The organism is Laceyella sacchari (assembly GCF_004343255.1).
In the GTDB taxonomy this organism is placed as follows: Bacteria; Bacillota; Bacilli; order Thermoactinomycetales; family Thermoactinomycetaceae; genus Laceyella; species Laceyella sacchari.
Genome location: NZ_SMDD01000001.1, coordinates 1,012,141 through 1,027,996, shown reverse-complemented (window position 1 = coordinate 1,027,996; position 15,856 = coordinate 1,012,141). Strand labels below are relative to the sequence as shown.

Sequence of the window (15,856 nt, the reverse complement as noted above, 5' to 3'; positions counted from 1 at the left end):
CCTCCCGTTCACTAGTCTTTGGTACAAGACTATTCCCTTCAGGTATCGGAATATGTCTGTAACCCTGGAAAAAAGAAAAACCGGGCAAATTCCCGGTTTCTCGGTAAACGCTTATGAAGATCGCGGCAGGGGTAAGTCTTGCGAGCGCCATTTGCTCGGCAACATCGCAAAAATCGAAAACAACAACAACGTAGTCAAGCTAAGCAAGAGCGTGAACCAACCCACCACATGGTCAAGCGGTTCCAATGACATTGCCAGCCAAGGATGAATATCCAACCCATAGTCCAATCCGTCGTTGAGCAGCGTCCACGCGGCGACGATGAGAATCTCCCGCTGGCCATACGTGTAAAAAGGAGCGTACAGAATAGCTTGCGCGGCCATCCCCAAATGGGAAAGCACCAACATCCAATGTTGCCACGATAGGGAATCCATCATCGGACGCACATCTAGGTAAGCACCCCAAAATATCATCACCACAGCCCAAATGCCGTATTTAAACAAGGTGATCGAAGCAAAAGCCTCTAACAGCGGACTACGGCGCGAGCACAGGTACAACAACAACACAAAAGTAAAAAAAGTGCTCGCCGTCGGGCTATCGGGGACAAACAGGGTTAACACCTTGGGCTCTGTCAAAGCCAACTGCTCTTTGTACCAATAAAATCCATAAATGGACCCCAAAAAATTAACAATGAATAATATCCATAAGACGGTGCGTTTTCTGAGCATGGACAGTACATAGTGCATAGCATCAGACACTGACATGGATCCACCCACTTTTTATTATGCAAAAGCCTGGTCACATAGATGTAACCAGGCTTTGTGCTAAATTATTGTTGTTTTTGCTTCATGAGCCATTCTACAAGAATTCGCTTCTCTTCTTCACTGCCTTGGAACATGCCCGCAGGCATCGCTGTTCCTTTACCTTCATCAATGTACTTGGTGATTTCCTCAGCGGTGTGACGGTTACCTGTACCGATCAGCGTAGGACCGTTTTTCCCTTCCAAGTTGTCACCGTGACATTTGATGCATGCGTTTTTCGCGTAAATTTGATATCCTTGTTCGTCTTGGGCTATTACTTTAGTATTTTGTGGTGTTTTACCGATAGCTGATTCCAATTGCAATTCGTGCTCATATTCTGCCGCCCATGTCAACGCGCAAATCGCAACAAGCGTAACCAACATGATGCCAACTGGCACCGGGCGTTTGATCGGGCGACGTTCTTTCGTACCATCCAGCCATGGAGCGAGCATCAAAGCCATAAACGCAATCCCTGGCAGGATAACAGTACCAATCACTACGAATTTACCAGCAGCCCATTTGTACTTCAACAACTGGTACAAGAAGAGGAAGTACCAGTCTGGTACAGGCAAGAAACCGGTGTTCGTCGGATCCGCCAGTTCTCCCAATTCAGGTTCATGGGCCATGACCAGTGTCATAAAACCAACGAGGAAGACGGCTGCAACCATCCACTCTTTCAGAAGGAAGTCGGGAAAGAAAGCTTCCGTTCTACCAGGAAACTCTGAGTAGTCCTTGGGATACATCTTTGGACGGTCTGCACGAACGCGCGAGTCTCCCACATAGTGGACTTGTGTATGGTTTCCGTCTTGATTATGTGCCAAGTGGATCCCTCCTCACGCGTAGACCTTATAGCGGTCCAGAAATGCCCTGACGACGAATGAGAATAAAGTGTACGCCCAACAATGCGAGTAACGCAGCTGGGAGGAAGAACACATGTAACGCGAAGAAACGAGCAAGTGTTTGCGCACCTACGATGTCTCCGCCTTGCAGGAAGATAGCGATGTATGGCCCAATCACTGGTACGGATGCGGCAATCTCGACCCCTACCTTGGTAGCGAAGTATGCTTTGTTGTCCCATGGCAAGAGGTATCCTGTAAATCCGAGACCCAGCATAACTGCAAAAATCAACATACCTACAACCCAGTTAAATTCACGCGGGTGCTTATAAGAACCGGTGAAAAAGACACGCAGGGTATGTAGGAACAGCATCACAATAGCGACACTCGCACCCCAATGGTGCATCCCCCGAACGATTGCGCCCATGGCGATTTCGTTCTGCAGGTAGTTTACACTTGCGTGAGCGTTTACAATGTCTGGAACATAATACATCGCCAAGAACATACCGGACAGTATTTGAATAACGACAACAAAAAATGTCAGTCCACCAAAGCAATAAATAAATGCTGAGAAATGGTGGGCAGGGTTAACGTGTTCCGGTACTTCATGGTCGGCGACATCGCGCCAAATCGGCGTAATATCCAGACGCTCGTCCACCCAATCATAGATGGCGCGCAGCATCCGCTACACCTCCGTTTCAAGAGCCATTAAGCTTTCTTTAGTGGTCCGATCAGCAACTTGCCGTTTTCGATCTTGGTTTCATACCGATCCAACGGCTTTGCTGGAGGAGTACCTGGAACATTTGTCCCGTCCTTCGTATATCGTCCAAAGTGGCAAGGACAGAAAAATTCATTTTTGAATTGTGGGTTGGTATTGTAGCTTACGGTACAACCCAAGTGTTTGCACACTGGAGAAAGGGCCAGGATTTCGTTGCCCTCCTTCAATACCCATGCCGTCATGGTTTCCCCTTTTGGTGGTTCATACCAACCATCTTTGCGGTGAATGACGAACTTCACGCTGATGGGGGTATCGGTGATCTCATCTACCTTGAGACCCACATCCAAAAAGTTTCCTGCTTCTCCTTTTTTCAGCATAGGATCCACAGCGAAACGCACCATCGGGAATAGCAGTCCCGAAGCGAGGAAACCGGCTGTCCCACCTAACGTATACGTTAAGAATTGGCGGCGGGAAACTTTCTTACTCACGACTTGTCCGACCTCCTTCTATACGGCTTCAACCGTCCACTCGGACCGGAATCTTTGTTTTGCTAGGACACTGACTATCTTTTACTAGGACATATACATGATAGCGAAAGGTGGGTGATAAAGTCAAGGAACCGCTGTGACTTTGAGCGGACAAAATCGGGACGTTTTAATGACAATTTAAGCATGATTTTGCCACACTTCCAGCACTTTTTGGTAAAGCTGGTCTTTGGCCTGTTCCAAATGCGCCTCGCGCCCCTCCTGTTCGCCCTGTTCAACCGTGTGTGTGATGATGACTAATCCCGTTTTTTCTGCAAACGCTTCCTGCAAATCTTCCATGATGGCCGCGTGAGCCCGGTCCGCAAGCAGTATGAGATAGGTGAAACCAGAGTTGGCCATCTCTTTTATTATTTCATTTATGTAAGGTTTAAACACCTCCGGATTTTGACCAATGTATGAAATAGCGGGTAGCAACAAAAGCCTGCCCCTTAGTTTTTCCTCCAAATCGTTTGCTAATTCGTCGATAAACAAACTTTCATCCACTTGCAACATCTTGCCTGTGAGCCGCACCGTGGATATAGGCAACAAGAGCGTGTCCACATAAGCCGCCACGCTACCCCATTGTTCCCGGTCGATTCCTTTTAAAATCATGTCCGTTCCTTCTTTCCAAAGAAAAATGCTCAGCTACATGCTGAGCATTATACAGCAAAACATATCAGGACTCCAGTATCTTGACCCATTGTTCGCTGAGCCGTAAAAATGTTTCTTCGTCTCTTGCTTGGAGCGCATGGTCAATCCGCTTGTACAGCTCTTTGCGTTGAAATTCTTTTACCGCTTGGTCTAGGATGATCTCCGCGAACAGACTGAGCAAATGGTCTTGCACCAAGTCATGTTTTTCCATGGGGTTTCCCTCCAATATCGCGGCATATTCGGGACATGCGGCTCGGTCTTTAAAGTGAAGCCCAATATAAACTTCTTCGTTCGGATTCGTTCGGATATCATAAAACGCCGTCTCAACATCTGTACCTACGCGTTTGTTTTTAGTGAATCGAAAGGGAATCATCTTACTGCACTTCGCCGAGATGATCATCGTCTTCGGCAGATGGCGGACATGATCAACGAAATGCACCCTTGAAAGCAACCGTTCATTGGAAGACAAGAATTCAAGCAACCACGCAGCTTCTTTTTTTTGCAGCTCATAACGATTCAAGAACCAACGAATAAACTCTTTTTTCTCTTGAATAGTAACGCTGCTCTCCATTCTTACCCCTCACCTACTAAATTATTTGAATATTTAGTCTATTGCTGGGTTATGTTACGCAGAAACATCGGTTAGTTTCTGGTAACAATATAATTCGACTGATTTCGCCTGTTTTCCTGCTCGTCAGCCTAATTTCAAAAATCGATCTTCGATGACTTTTTCCCTAAACGCAGTGATCCCCCGCAACCATTTGGCCCCCATCGGAGTCAGTGACAGGTAATGCACTTCCCCGTCCACCCCTTCTCGCAAAACACCCAGATGCACCAGCATGCGCACCACTTTGTCAAACAAGCTTTCTTTCGTCTCATAATAGTATGGAGCCAACCATGGATCAACCGCTTGGTAAACCACTTCCGTCATCATCCACCCCGGATGGCACAAAGAGCTGATCCAACGAAGGATGATAGGAAGGTGCGGAATGGGTTTGCGGTACAACCGGATGAAAAACCTGACCATTTCTTTGCCTACTTCTTCTTGTTGATTTGTTTTCCCGCTTTTTTCTACGTTCAAACGCAAATAACCCTCTCGATCTTCTATAATATAACCTTGATAAAAAGCATAATCGTACAAGAAGGAAAAACGATCAGGATACTGATGGTATCTTCTGCCAAAGCCAAACCTGGGTCCCTTTTCAGTAATCGGCTTTTCTTCAATGGCCATCTTTTGCAAAATATACTTCTGCTGTTGTTTGTAGATGGACCCATCCACTGTCAGCCGAATGTCCTCCTTGCCCAAAATATCGAGAAACAGTCGCAAATCCTCCATCATTTGCCCCTGCTCATCCCGATAAAACGACGGCTTCGACATCAACCGGAAATGGGGTTGCACATAAGGTTCCAAAAAAATGTCACACATCTGTTTGCCCAGATCAGATGGCAAATGGTAGAGGTATTGCGTCCGATGCGAATACCCTGGAAACAGCCAACCCCGCTTTAAGGCACCGACAACCAATGACCGCGGCTCCCCATCCATTCCGTCCAGTGCCGCTCTCCCTTTGGCCAATAACTCCTCAAATGTGTACGCCGGGCTTTGGTCAAACACGAGCAGTTGCAAAAACCGTTGCTCAGCTTGCGACAATGTGCTGATTTGGGAACGCAACTGGTTTTTCTTGCCGAATTGTTGCAACAAGGCGCAGATCAAATCATTTTTGGAATGCTGATTATTTGTTTGACAACCATAAAACCGGGTCAATTGTTTCAATTGTTCAATATCGGCATAGGTTAACCAATCTGCAATCCTCACCATCTTCCCATCCTCTCGTTTCTGTCATTATTCCTATTTTTGACAAAACGAGAGCGAGATAGACTTAAGTGGTTGAAGAAGGCAACTTTTTTTCTTCCCTCTGCGCCTGCCCGAGGTGACGGGGTTCATCCTCCCTCACATAAAATAAACGCCCGAGGATGAACATGCCTAGCAGCATGCCAAACAATTCAAAGGAGGTAAAAATCCTTCCGGGAAGAAACAGCGCCAACATATCATCCAACAAGCCTTGCCAATCTCGAATGATCTGCTCGAGCCACTGGGGAAACGGCAGGAAGAATGTCCCGTGCAACAGCCCGAAGGTGCCGATCATCTGGGCCGGGGTGAGGGCGTGCGCATGTTTGGCGGCGGAACCCAATCCCATATAGAGCAGGCACGTGCCCACTCCTATTATGATGGCCGTCCATTCCCCCATTTTTTCCGAAAGCAAGGGATTGGGATACCACATGGAAATCATCCAGGGAAAGAAGCCGTTTTTCAAAGCGATTAATATCCCCACCACTAGCAGGATTTCACAGCCCAACCGGCTCATGTGCTTGACCATCGGAAACCACCTCACCCCACTTTTATGAATCTAATCCACAAAAAAGAACCGCTCTATGTGAGAGCGGCTTTGCACAGGACGTACAATATTGGATAGGAGTGGAGAGAAACCATACTGTATATCCAATTATACGACTGGAGCAGGACAAGGTCAATCTTTTTTTGCAATTTTCTGATTGATATTTTCTATAACTGCGCAATTAGACCCGCAAAACCAGGGAAAGAAACATCAATGGCTTCCGTCCCTTCCACCACTACATCACCAGACGCGGCAAATCCGGCAATCGCCATGGCCATGCCGATGCGATGGTCCCCATGGCTGTGGCAATGTCCACCACTGAGTTGCGTTCCCCCTTCAATTATCAGTCCATCTTCCGTCTCTTCCACGGACGCCCCCAGTTTTCTCAATTCCTTCGCGGTGGTTGCGATTCGGTTGGTCTCTTTGACTTTTAACTCTTGCGCATCCTTAATCACCGTCGTGCCGTGGGCTTGCGTCGCAACCACTGCCAAAATGGGAATTTCATCAATCAAGCGCGGAATCAATGCTCCCCCGATCTCCACTCCATGCAGGTTATTACATGAGACCGTCACATTGCCGACCGGTTCATTGCACCAATGAGCAGTGATCTCTGTATGCACCTCGGCACCCATCATCTGCAAAGCATCCAATATGCCTGTTCGCGTTGGATTGAGGCCAACATGTTCCACTGTGACTCGGCTACCTGGTACCATCAATGCCGCTGCCAGGATGAAAGCAGCCGACGAAATGTCACCAGGCACCCGCACCTTGGTTCCGGTCAGCGTTTGACCTCCTTTGAGCCTCACTTCCGTCCCCTTCGCCTCTAGTTCCACTCCAAACCCAGGCAACATGCGTTCTGTATGATCCCGCGATTGGGATGGTTCACGCACAACCGTGTCCCCTTCGGCATTTAACCCCGCCAACAGCAGACAAGATTTCACCTGCGCGCTGGCCACGGGACTTTCATATGTGATCCCCTGCAACTCGCCACCCCTCACACCAATGGGGGTGAACCGGCCTTCTTCCCGGCCGTCAATGCGCGCGCCCATCTTTCTTAACGGATCCACAACCCGCTTCATGGGTCGCCTAGCGATGGACTCGTCACCGATCAAAGTGGAATAGATCGGCACTCCAGAAAGGATACCCAACATCAATCGGATTGTCGTACCGGAGTTGCCTACATCCAGTGGGGACGTCGCTTCTTTCAACCCTTCAAAACCGCGCCCGCGCACACGAACCGCCGTTTCGGACAAACGTTCGATCTCCACGCCCATCTGCTGAAAACAGCGGATGGTGCTCAAGCAATCCGCTCCGGGCAAAAAACCTTCAATCTCTGTCGTTCCATTGGCCACCGCGCCAAACATGATGGAGCGGTGGGATATAGATTTGTCTCCCGGCACGGTGACAGTAGCGCGAAACGGTTTGCGCTGTGATGTACGAATCATGGATGATACCTCCCTTTGTTTATCTGTCAACTCTGTTTTTTTGTGCTGCGGCGCGTCTCATGATGTCAACGGCACACTTCCAAGCCGATTAGTACATGCGGCGGGTTGCGCCTTTTACCGTCATCACGTTCTGTCAGCGTGCACGGCGTATCCGGCCTCTTTAAGGCAAGCCACCGCCCGCTTGAAATCATGCTCTTTTTTATAAGTCAGTTTCAACACGCCGGGCAACTCTTCACGATTGTTCAACACTTCAATGTTGCTGATATTGACGCCCTGCTCACTTAGGATCGCAGTGACGCGCGCAATCTCCCCGGGCACGTCCGGAATATCGAGCCAACATTCATACACAGGCGCGAGCAAGCCCTTTTTACGGTCAGGCAATTGCGCACGTAACCGCTTCGATCTCGCGAAAAAAGCTTCAATCCGATCCCCATCCCCCTCGTGGATGGCATCGCGCATATGGTTGATCTGCAACATCCAATCATCGAGCAGGTGGATCAACTCTTCCCGGTTTGAGAGCAGGATATCCCGCCACATGACTGGATGGCTGGCGCCGATCCGCGTCAAACTACGGAATCCGCCCGCCGCCAGCCGATGAAACCACTCGTTTTGCTCATTGTAATCGCCGACCATATTGACAAGCCCCGCAGCGATGATGTGCGGCAAATGACTGATGGCTCCCACCACTCGGTCATGGTGAACCGGATCCATGATCACCAATTCTGCTTTGGTCGCCAAATGCAAGAGGCGACTCAGCTTTTGCACAGCCAGCAAAGACGTATCGGGATCCGGGGTCAACACATAATAGGCGTTTTCAAACAGTAGGGAATGAGCTGCTTTCATGCCCGAGCGATGCGAACCGGCCATCGGATGCCCACCGATAAAGATGACGTCTTGCTGCTTTAATTTTTGGGCGTGTGCGACGATTTCCGATTTGGTGCTTCCCACATCGGTGACAATACAAGCGGCTTTCAACGGTAAGCTGGTCAACCGATCGATCGTCTCTTTGATCGCTCCAACCGGCAACGCGATAATGATAATATCCGCTTCACAAACCGCTTCTGCCAAATCGGTTGTCGCTTCATCGACCGCCCCTAACGTCGCGGCCAAGGCCAAGTCCTCGTCAGAACGGTCATAACCGATCACCATGGCATCTGTTCGGTCCTTCAATCCCAGCGCTAGCGATCCGCCTATCAATCCGGTTCCCAATACGGCTATGCGATCTGGCATGCTGTGTCACTTCCCTCTCTTCTGTAAAAATGCGTGTAACTCTTCCAAGAAACGTTCATTCTGTTCCTTTTTCCCGACCGTTACGCGGATGTGTTCAGGGAAGCCCAAGTGTGCTCCGGAGCGGACGATCACACCTTGGTGCAACAAATGCTGAAACACTTCGTCAGCGGAGTGCCCCGTATCGACCAAGATGAAGTTGCCGTGAGCCGGGAAATAAGAAAGGCCCCACTCATCAAACTTCTCAGTCATCTGTTTGATCCCCATCCGGTTTTGGTTGCGGCAGTACAAGACAAATGCCTCATCCTCTATAGCCGCCGCCGCGGCTTTTTGCGCCAAGCGATTCACGTTAAACGGCTCACGCACCCGTTCGAGTTCAGCGATGACATCGGGATGGGCGATGCCATAACCGACCCGGAAGGCGGCAAGCCCATATATTTTGGAAAACGTGCGCAAAATGATGATCTGCGGATTGTAATCCAACAGAGAAATAGAGTCGGGATAAGTCGAATCCGTCACATATTCATAGTAGGCTTCATCCAAGACCACCAACACATGCGGCGGAATCCGATCCAGAAAATCACTTAACGCATCCTGGCCGACAATCGTGCCTGTCGGATTGTTAGGATTGCAGATCCAGACGAGCCGTGTCTTCTCGGTAATCGCTGCGAGCATACCCTCTAAATCGTGCACACCTTCGCGCAATGGCACAACGACGGGAACTCCTCCTTCGATTCGCGTCACCGTGTCATAACGGGGAAAGGTGAAATCAGCCATCACCGACTCCGCCCCCGGTTCAAGATACGTCCGGGCAAGCATTTGTACGATTTCATCAGAGCCGTTGCCAAAAATCAAGCGGCGCGGATCCACTTCCAGATGCTCCGCCAGCTTCTCCCGCAGTTCTGGGGCGGCTCCTTCAGGATAATATTGAAATTCCCCTTTGATTTCCTCCAAAGCTTTCCACACCCGCGGAGAGCATCCAAACGGGTTCTCGTTGGAAGCGAGCTTGATCACATCTTCCAACCCCAACTCCCGCTTGACCTCTTCGAGCGACTTGCCAGGCTTGTACAAGGGAAGACCCCTCACCGATGCTTTTGGTTGCATATCTATGCTCCTCTCATCCCTTTTCCACTTATCTTACTCTGATTTCAACTGTCTGACAAATCGTGAGAAAGAGGCCAGCGCATGGTCGATTCGGTTCGGATCAAGCAAATCGGAACGGCATTCCTCTATTTTCCCAACCAGCGCGCTCCCCACCACGACGGCGTCGGCATGACGGCGAAAACGTTGCACATGCTCTCCAGTGGAGATACCAAACCCCACCGCCGTTGGTACGGGGCTCGCCGCTCGCACCGTATCCAAAAACGCTTCTACATCATCAGCGAAATACTGTCTCATACCGGTTGTACCCAAGGAGGAGACGCAATACACAAAGCCCTCCGCATCAGCCACAATCTGCTCGATCCGCTCCTTTGACGTCGGCGTTACAAGCGGAATGATGGGAAAAGCACATCGATTGCCAATCCGCCTGAGCGGTGCGCTTTCTTCATGGGGAAGATCAGGCACAATCATTCCTGCAAATCCGCTTGCTTTCGCATCTTCCACCAAGGCCTCCACCCCATAGTGCAACACGGGATTAAAGTAAGTGAACAGGATCAAAGGAGTGTGAAAGCCTTCTGCATGCAACTCTTCGCCTAATCGCAACACGTCTTGGAGCGTGACACCCTTTTTGAGCGCTCGTTCAGACGCTGCTTGGATTACCGGCCCATCCGCCATCGGATCGGAAAACGGAACACCCAGCTCGATCGCTGCCGCCCCTTCTTCCTGTAACAAACGAAGAATTCGCTTGGTCACCTCCAACGAGGGATCTCCCGCCATGATAAAAGGAATAAAATATTGCTCTGCTTTCCGCAATCTTACATCCAGCGCCGTCATCCTCACTCCACCTCCATCGCTTGGCGTATGGTTTCCACATCTTTATCGCCGCGTCCGGACAGGCAAATCAACACAATGTCTCCTTTGCGCCGCATTTTAGCCAGCTTGACCCCTTCCGAAATGGCATGAGCTGATTCCAGCGCCGGCAAAATTCCTTCCGTCCGGCATAGAAGCTGCACCGCTTCAATCGCTTCAGCATCTGTCGCCGACGTATATCGCACCCGGCCGCTATTTTTCAGATATGCATGTTCCGGCCCCACACCAGGGTAATCCAATCCGGCGGAAATAGAGTGGGCTGGCAAGATGCGCCCCGCTTCATCCTGCAAAAAATAACTGTACATGCCATGTAGCACTCCCGGTCGGCCTTTGGTCAGAGATGCCGCATGGTAATCGGTTCCAATGCCTTGCCCTGCCGCCTCTACACCATGCAATTTCACCTTCCACTCATCCAAGAAAGCGGCGAACATGCCAATCGCATTGCTACCGCCGCCCACGCACGCCACTACATCTTCCGGCAACTTTCCTTCCCGTTCTAACATTTGTTGCCTAGCCTCATCACCGATAACGCGTTGGAAGAACTTCACTATCGCCGGATAGGGGTGAGGACCCACAGCGGAACCCAATAAGTAAAAGGTGCTGTCCACCTCCGCCACCCAACGGCGCAACGCTTCATTGGTGGCATCTTTGAGAGTGCGTGTACCAGACGTGACTGGAATCACTTTTGCTCCCAAAAGCTCCATGCGAAACACGTTGAGCTGTTGACGACGCACATCCTCCTCACCCATATACACTTCACATGCCAGTCCCAACAAAGCGGCGGCAGTCGCTGATGCCACGCCATGTTGACCCGCTCCGGTTTCGGCGATCACTTTCCTTTTGCCCATCCGCTTGGCCAACAAAGCTTGCCCTAAGGCATTATTGATTTTGTGGGCTCCCGTGTGGTTCAAATCTTCCCGTTTCAAGTAGATTTTAGCTCCGCCGATCTCCTCCGTCAGGCGAGAGGCAAACGTCAAGGCAGTTGGCCGCCCCGAATAATGACGCAACAAGTTCTTGTATTCCATAATAAATCCCTCGTCACGCACCGCTTCTGCAAATCCTTGCTCAAGTTCCGCCAAGGCCATCATCGTTGTCTCCGGCACGAAGCGCCCCCCGAACTCACCGTATCTCCAAGACGCCCTCCGTTCCTCCGCCGCGCTCTTCCTCATCACCACTCGCCATCACCCTTTCCACAAATCGGTTTATCAACAGGCCGTCTTTGCGGCCATCCGTCTCAATGCCGCTGGACACATCTACCCCATCTGGGCCGTATCTCCCGATCAAGGCGCCTACATTGCCAGGATGCAATCCACCGGCCACCCACACAGGGAGGCCATACGCTTTTGCCGCTTCCTGCCACTGGGGAATTCCTGTCCAGTCGAATGATTTGCCAGAGCCACCTTGGGCCGAATCCAGCAGGATACAGTCAATCCATGGCGCATAATCCGGCAGCCCTGCTTCTGACACCGGTCTCGCTGAAGCGTCAAACACCTTGCAGAGACGGATCCCCACCATCTTTTTCAATGTTTCGCAATAAGCAGGAGGCTCGGTTCCATGCAACTGCAACACATCAAACGAATATCGGGTTTGCCATGTTACAGCAACCGCAAGGGGGGCATCTTTCAACACAGCCACCTTTTTTATGCCTGCCGGCACGGCTGACAACATTTCCGGCAAATGGTCTAAGGAAACTGTCCGCCGCCGGCCGGGGACCATGACGAATCCGATCAACTCGATAGGGAGCCCAGATACCAAGCGCACGTCTTCCACCGTTTGAAACCCGCACAACTTAATACCCGTCATGCCGACCCCGCCTGCTTCAACTCTGAGAGCGCTCGCACTGGATCCGCTTGACGCATCAGATATTCACCAACCAATATCCCTTTAACGCCTGCTTCGCGCATCCGTTTGGCATCTTTGGGCGCATGGATTCCGCTTTCGCCGATGACGGGAAGGTGGGTCGGGAGGAGCGGCCGCAATCGTTCTGTCACGGCCAAGTCCGTCTCAAAGGTCACTAAATTACGGTTATTGATGCCGATCACATCCGCCTGGCAAGCGAGTGCATCATCGATCTCCCGTTCATCATGGATTTCAACCAACACTTCCATTCCCAAGCGGTGAGCCGTTTCACTGAGTAGCTGTAGCCGCTCTCTGTCAAGCGCGGCCACGATCAACAAGATGGCGTCGGCGCCGATTAACTTGCTTTCCAAGACTTGAAGCGGATCAATGATAAAATCTTTGCGCAAGACGGGCAAAGCAACGCGTTTTTTTACTTTCACCAAGTTGGAAGCAGAGCCTTTGAAAAAAACGGCATCCGTCAACACGGAGATGGCATTGGCTCCGCCTTCCTCATAAGCGATAGCAATCGGAACCGGGTCCACCTGTTCGCGAATAATGCCTTTTGACGGAGACGCCGGTTTGATCTCGGCGATTACTCCCAATTCCTTTTCGGCACACAAACATTCTGCCAAGGAAATCCCTTTCGGCATCCGCTCCGCCTGTTCCCAACGCTCTTTCGTATAGCGCTGGGTCAACTGTGTCACTTCCAACCGCTTTTGGGTGAGAATCTTATCAAGAAACATGGGCAACCTCCTTTGACAAGCGAATCACTTCTGCCAGCTTGCGGCAAGCTGCCCCGGAACGGATGATCCGCAACGCTTCTTTGACTCCCTCAGACAGTGTGGGGGCTTTTCCTGCCAAGTATAAAGCTGCGCCTGCGTTCAAAGCCACAATATCGCGCGGTCCGCCCGTAATCCGCCCATCAAAAATGCCCCGTATCAACGCCGCATTCTCGTCCGGTGTGCCACCGCTTAAGGTTTCGCGCGCCACTCTCTCCAAACCCAACGCTTCCGGTGATACCTCATAAGTCGTCACGTGCCCGTCCTTTAATTCGGACACTTTCGTCTCCGCTGCATTGGTCAGTTCATCCATGCCATCCAATCCTGCCACAACCATGGCGCGTTTGATACCCAACCGTTGCAACACATAGGCGACTGGCTCCGTCAAATCCACATCATACACGCCAACCAATTGCACATTCACACCAGCTGGATTGCACAAAGGGCCTAAAAGATTAAAAAACGTACGAAATCCCAATTGCTTGCGGGTTGGCATCACATGTTTCATCGCCGGATGATACAATTGAGCGAACAAAAACGCCAATCCCGTCTGTTCTAGCAGTCGGTTGGCTTCCTCCGGTGCGAGTCGGATCTGCACCCCCATCGCTTCCAGTACATCGGCGCTCCCGCTCTGACTCGAGGCAGCCCGGTTTCCGTGTTTTACCACTGGGACCCCGCCTGCGGCTACAACAAAGGCTGCAGCCGTTGAAATATTGAAAGCCTTTCTGCCAGAACCTCCTGTGCCGCAAGTATCCACCGCATCGGCAAACCGCAACGGCAGGGGCACCGCTAAGGAACGCATTGCTTGCGCAAATCCAAGAAGTTCGTTCTCCGTTTCTCCTTTCATCCGCAACGAGGTGAGTAAGCTGGCGATTTGAACCGGCGTTGCGTTTCCCTCCATCATACATTCCATCGCCTGTCTCGCTTCTGCCGTTGTCAAATGCTCCCCTGCAACGACTTTTTTCACCAAGTTCGCGATCATCTCAACGCCTCCATGGATTCGCTCTGTTTAGCCATTGCCAACGCCGTCAACATTCCCTTGGCTTTGTGCGACGTTTCCAAGTATTCGCCGACCGGGTTTGAATCGGCCACAATGCCCGCACCTGCTTGCACAGTGGCGCACTGATCCTGAAAATGAATGGTACGGATAGCGATACACGAATCAAGATTACCTGTGAAGCTCAAGTACAAAATCGCTCCACCATAGATGCCGCGCGGTTCGGGCTCAAACTGGCGAATCAGCTCCATGGCCCTGATTTTGGGCGCACCAGACAACGTCCCCGCAGGGAAACAAGCTTGAAAAGCTTCCAGTGCGTGTACTCTTTCTTTCAGAGTCGCCTCCAGATGAGAAACCAGATGCATAACATGGGAATATTTCTCGATGACCATCCGCTCCCGGACGCGCACAGCACCATATTCCGCCACACGTCCCAAATCATTGCGGCCCAAATCAAGCAACATTACATGCTCGGCGATTTCTTTTTCATCGTTGAGCAACTCGTCCATCATCTCCTGATCTTCACGTTCGTTTTGGCCACGTGGACGTGTTCCAGCGATAGGGCAGATTTCCGCCAGACGGTCGGTCACACGGATGATGCGTTCAGGAGAAGTCCCTACCACCTGTTCCTTACCCAACCGCAGATAGTACATATAAGGAGAGGGGTTGAGCACCCGCAGAATGCGGTAAACGCGGAACGGATCTGGCGCGTGGGGCTGGGTAAATTTTCGGGACAGCACCACTTGGAAAATGTCTCCCTCCCGAATGTGCTCTTGTGCTTGCCTCACCAGCTCCATGTATTCTTCCTTGCCGATATTGGCAAATTCTTCGCTCGATTGGGAATCAGGCGATATGTCATGCTTAAAAGATAACTCCCCGCCCGCATGCCCTTGCAACGTCTCTACACACCAAGTTTCCAACTCCTCGACCGCCCGCCGGTAACTCTCCGACAGCGGAACCTCTGCTAACGCACCGTCAGTCAGTGCCAGATGTTGCACAAAAGTGACGGTCTGCTTCAGGTGATCAAAAATGATCAACCGATCCGCAACCATAAGATGAAAATCATAATGTTGCGTCTCTGCGGTTGGATGAGTGATCGGGCGAGTTGGTTCAATAAACCGAACAGCCTCATATCCGACATAACCCACCGCGCCGCCGAGAAAAGGGGGAAGATGGGCATATTTCGGAGCTTGGAATTGACTGAACCACTCCTTTAAAAACTGCATCGGATGCGTGATGTCCAAGGTGCGACACCCTTGCACATCTTCTATCACTACCTGATTGTCTTTGCATTTCAGCACACACATCGGCTCGGCTCCAATCATGGAGTAACGTGCCCATCGTTCGCCACCTTCCACACTTTCCAACAAAAAAGCGTAAGGGTCATCTTTCACCCGTTCAAACAGCCGGATCGGCGTCTCCGTATCAGCTACCACGGTCTTGCATATGGGAATAAAAGAATAAGAGGAAGAAAAAGATTGGCATTCTTCATACGTGGGGTAAATCATGGATAGCTCCCTCCTTCTCGATGATGAGAAGGGAGAAAAGGATATAGAGAGGGTGTAACACAAATAAAAAAGTCAAAGCACGCGAGCTCTGACTGAAGTCATCATATTCTTCATCATTTGGCTCAGCTCAACTACGCTATATCCTATTCTCCACTCAACTCTGCTCTCAA

17 protein-coding genes are annotated in these 15,856 nt (G+C 50.8%); all 17 read right to left on the bottom strand.

Annotated features, from left to right (window positions below; genetic code table 11):
* Positions 1-111: 111 nt before the first annotated feature.
* Entirely contained in the window at positions 112-762 is a 651-nt protein-coding gene (locus EDC32_RS04985; protein WP_246026846.1) for a DUF1405 domain-containing protein, read from the bottom strand.
* A 65-nt stretch (positions 763-827) separates the two neighbouring features.
* The gene (locus EDC32_RS04980; protein WP_022738495.1) at positions 828-1,619 is read right to left on the bottom strand and encodes a menaquinol-cytochrome c reductase cytochrome b/c subunit; all 792 of its coding nucleotides are present in this window, start codon (positions 1,617-1,619) and stop codon (positions 828-830) included.
* A gap of 25 nt (positions 1,620-1,644) precedes the next feature.
* Complete coding sequence (gene qcrB / locus EDC32_RS04975) at positions 1,645-2,316, bottom strand: menaquinol-cytochrome c reductase cytochrome b subunit (protein WP_022738493.1); 672 nt, start codon at positions 2,314-2,316, stop codon at positions 1,645-1,647.
* Positions 2,317-2,342: 26 nt separating this feature from the next.
* Complete coding sequence (locus EDC32_RS04970) at positions 2,343-2,840, bottom strand: Rieske (2Fe-2S) protein (protein WP_022738492.1); 498 nt, start codon at positions 2,838-2,840, stop codon at positions 2,343-2,345.
* Positions 2,841-3,017: 177 nt separating this feature from the next.
* Complete coding sequence (locus EDC32_RS04965; protein WP_132220221.1) at positions 3,018-3,488, bottom strand: DUF2487 family protein; 471 nt, start codon at positions 3,486-3,488, stop codon at positions 3,018-3,020.
* A gap of 64 nt (positions 3,489-3,552) precedes the next feature.
* Positions 3,553-4,098 carry a ReoY family proteolytic degradation factor gene (locus tag EDC32_RS04960; protein ID WP_022738489.1) on the bottom strand — a complete coding sequence of 182 codons (546 nt, stop codon included), beginning with the start codon at positions 4,096-4,098 and terminating at the stop codon, positions 3,553-3,555.
* 123 nt (positions 4,099-4,221) lie between these two features.
* Positions 4,222-5,343 (bottom strand): hypothetical protein, encoded by a 1,122-nt coding sequence (locus EDC32_RS04955; protein ID WP_132220220.1) that lies wholly within the window; start codon positions 5,341-5,343, stop codon positions 4,222-4,224.
* Positions 5,344-5,404: 61 nt separating this feature from the next.
* Entirely contained in the window at positions 5,405-5,902 is a 498-nt protein-coding gene (locus EDC32_RS04950) for a hypothetical protein (RefSeq protein WP_132220219.1), read from the bottom strand.
* A gap of 185 nt (positions 5,903-6,087) precedes the next feature.
* Entirely contained in the window at positions 6,088-7,365 is a 1,278-nt protein-coding gene (gene aroA, locus EDC32_RS04945) for a 3-phosphoshikimate 1-carboxyvinyltransferase (RefSeq protein ID WP_132220218.1), read from the bottom strand.
* A gap of 123 nt (positions 7,366-7,488) precedes the next feature.
* Positions 7,489-8,595, bottom strand: coding sequence for a prephenate dehydrogenase (locus EDC32_RS04940; protein WP_132220217.1), 1,107 nt, complete (start codon positions 8,593-8,595; stop codon positions 7,489-7,491).
* Positions 8,596-8,601: 6 nt separating this feature from the next.
* Positions 8,602-9,696 carry a histidinol-phosphate transaminase gene (gene hisC, locus EDC32_RS04935; RefSeq protein WP_132220216.1) on the bottom strand — a complete coding sequence of 365 codons (1,095 nt, stop codon included), beginning with the start codon at positions 9,694-9,696 and terminating at the stop codon, positions 8,602-8,604.
* Between the two features lie 33 nt (positions 9,697-9,729).
* On the bottom strand, positions 9,730-10,527 hold the full coding sequence (gene trpA / locus EDC32_RS04930) for a tryptophan synthase subunit alpha (protein ID WP_132220215.1): 798 nt from the start codon (positions 10,525-10,527) through the stop codon (positions 9,730-9,732).
* A gap of 2 nt (positions 10,528-10,529) precedes the next feature.
* On the bottom strand, positions 10,530-11,732 hold the full coding sequence (gene trpB, locus EDC32_RS04925; RefSeq protein WP_132220965.1) for a tryptophan synthase subunit beta: 1,203 nt from the start codon (positions 11,730-11,732) through the stop codon (positions 10,530-10,532).
* Positions 11,683-12,366, bottom strand: a complete 684-nt coding sequence (locus EDC32_RS04920; protein ID WP_132220214.1) for a phosphoribosylanthranilate isomerase — start codon at positions 12,364-12,366, stop codon at positions 11,683-11,685. The genes trpB and EDC32_RS04920 overlap by 50 nt, the downstream gene beginning before the upstream one ends.
* Positions 12,363-13,145: an indole-3-glycerol phosphate synthase TrpC gene (gene trpC / locus EDC32_RS04915; RefSeq protein WP_132220213.1), complete on the bottom strand. Its 783-nt coding sequence runs from the start codon at positions 13,143-13,145 to the stop codon at positions 12,363-12,365. Before trpC ends, EDC32_RS04920 begins: the two co-directional genes overlap by 4 nt.
* Positions 13,135-14,163, bottom strand: a complete 1,029-nt coding sequence (gene trpD, locus EDC32_RS04910; RefSeq protein WP_132220212.1) for an anthranilate phosphoribosyltransferase — start codon at positions 14,161-14,163, stop codon at positions 13,135-13,137. Before trpD ends, trpC begins: the two co-directional genes overlap by 11 nt.
* Complete coding sequence (gene trpE / locus EDC32_RS04905; protein WP_132220211.1) at positions 14,160-15,686, bottom strand: anthranilate synthase component I; 1,527 nt, start codon at positions 15,684-15,686, stop codon at positions 14,160-14,162. The genes trpD and trpE overlap by 4 nt, the downstream gene beginning before the upstream one ends.
* Positions 15,687-15,856 lie beyond the last annotated feature (170 nt).

Coding starts and splice junctions, on each gene's coding strand:
- EDC32_RS04985 (WP_246026846.1), bottom strand. CDS start 762: ATGTCAGTGTCTGATGCTATGCACTATGTACTGTCCATGCTCAGAAAA.
- qcrB (WP_022738493.1), bottom strand. CDS start 2,316: ATGCTGCGCGCCATCTATGATTGGGTGGACGAGCGTCTGGATATTACG.
- EDC32_RS04965 (WP_132220221.1), bottom strand. CDS start 3,488: ATGATTTTAAAAGGAATCGACCGGGAACAATGGGGTAGCGTGGCGGCT.
- EDC32_RS04960 (WP_022738489.1), bottom strand. CDS start 4,098: ATGGAGAGCAGCGTTACTATTCAAGAGAAAAAAGAGTTTATTCGTTGG.
- EDC32_RS04955 (WP_132220220.1), bottom strand. CDS start 5,343: ATGGTGAGGATTGCAGATTGGTTAACCTATGCCGATATTGAACAATTG.
- EDC32_RS04950 (WP_132220219.1), bottom strand. CDS start 5,902: ATGGTCAAGCACATGAGCCGGTTGGGCTGTGAAATCCTGCTAGTGGTG.
- aroA (WP_132220218.1), bottom strand. CDS start 7,365: ATGATTCGTACATCACAGCGCAAACCGTTTCGCGCTACTGTCACCGTG.
- EDC32_RS04940 (WP_132220217.1), bottom strand. CDS start 8,595: ATGCCAGATCGCATAGCCGTATTGGGAACCGGATTGATAGGCGGATCG.
- hisC (WP_132220216.1), bottom strand. CDS start 9,696: ATGCAACCAAAAGCATCGGTGAGGGGTCTTCCCTTGTACAAGCCTGGC.
- trpA (WP_132220215.1), bottom strand. CDS start 10,527: ATGACGGCGCTGGATGTAAGATTGCGGAAAGCAGAGCAATATTTTATT.
- trpB (WP_132220965.1), bottom strand. CDS start 11,732: ATGAGGAAGAGCGCGGCGGAGGAACGGAGGGCGTCTTGGAGATACGGT.
- EDC32_RS04920 (WP_132220214.1), bottom strand. CDS start 12,366: ATGACGGGTATTAAGTTGTGCGGGTTTCAAACGGTGGAAGACGTGCGC.
- trpC (WP_132220213.1), bottom strand. CDS start 13,145: ATGTTTCTTGATAAGATTCTCACCCAAAAGCGGTTGGAAGTGACACAG.
- trpD (WP_132220212.1), bottom strand. CDS start 14,163: ATGATCGCGAACTTGGTGAAAAAAGTCGTTGCAGGGGAGCATTTGACA.
- trpE (WP_132220211.1), bottom strand. CDS start 15,686: ATGATTTACCCCACGTATGAAGAATGCCAATCTTTTTCTTCCTCTTAT.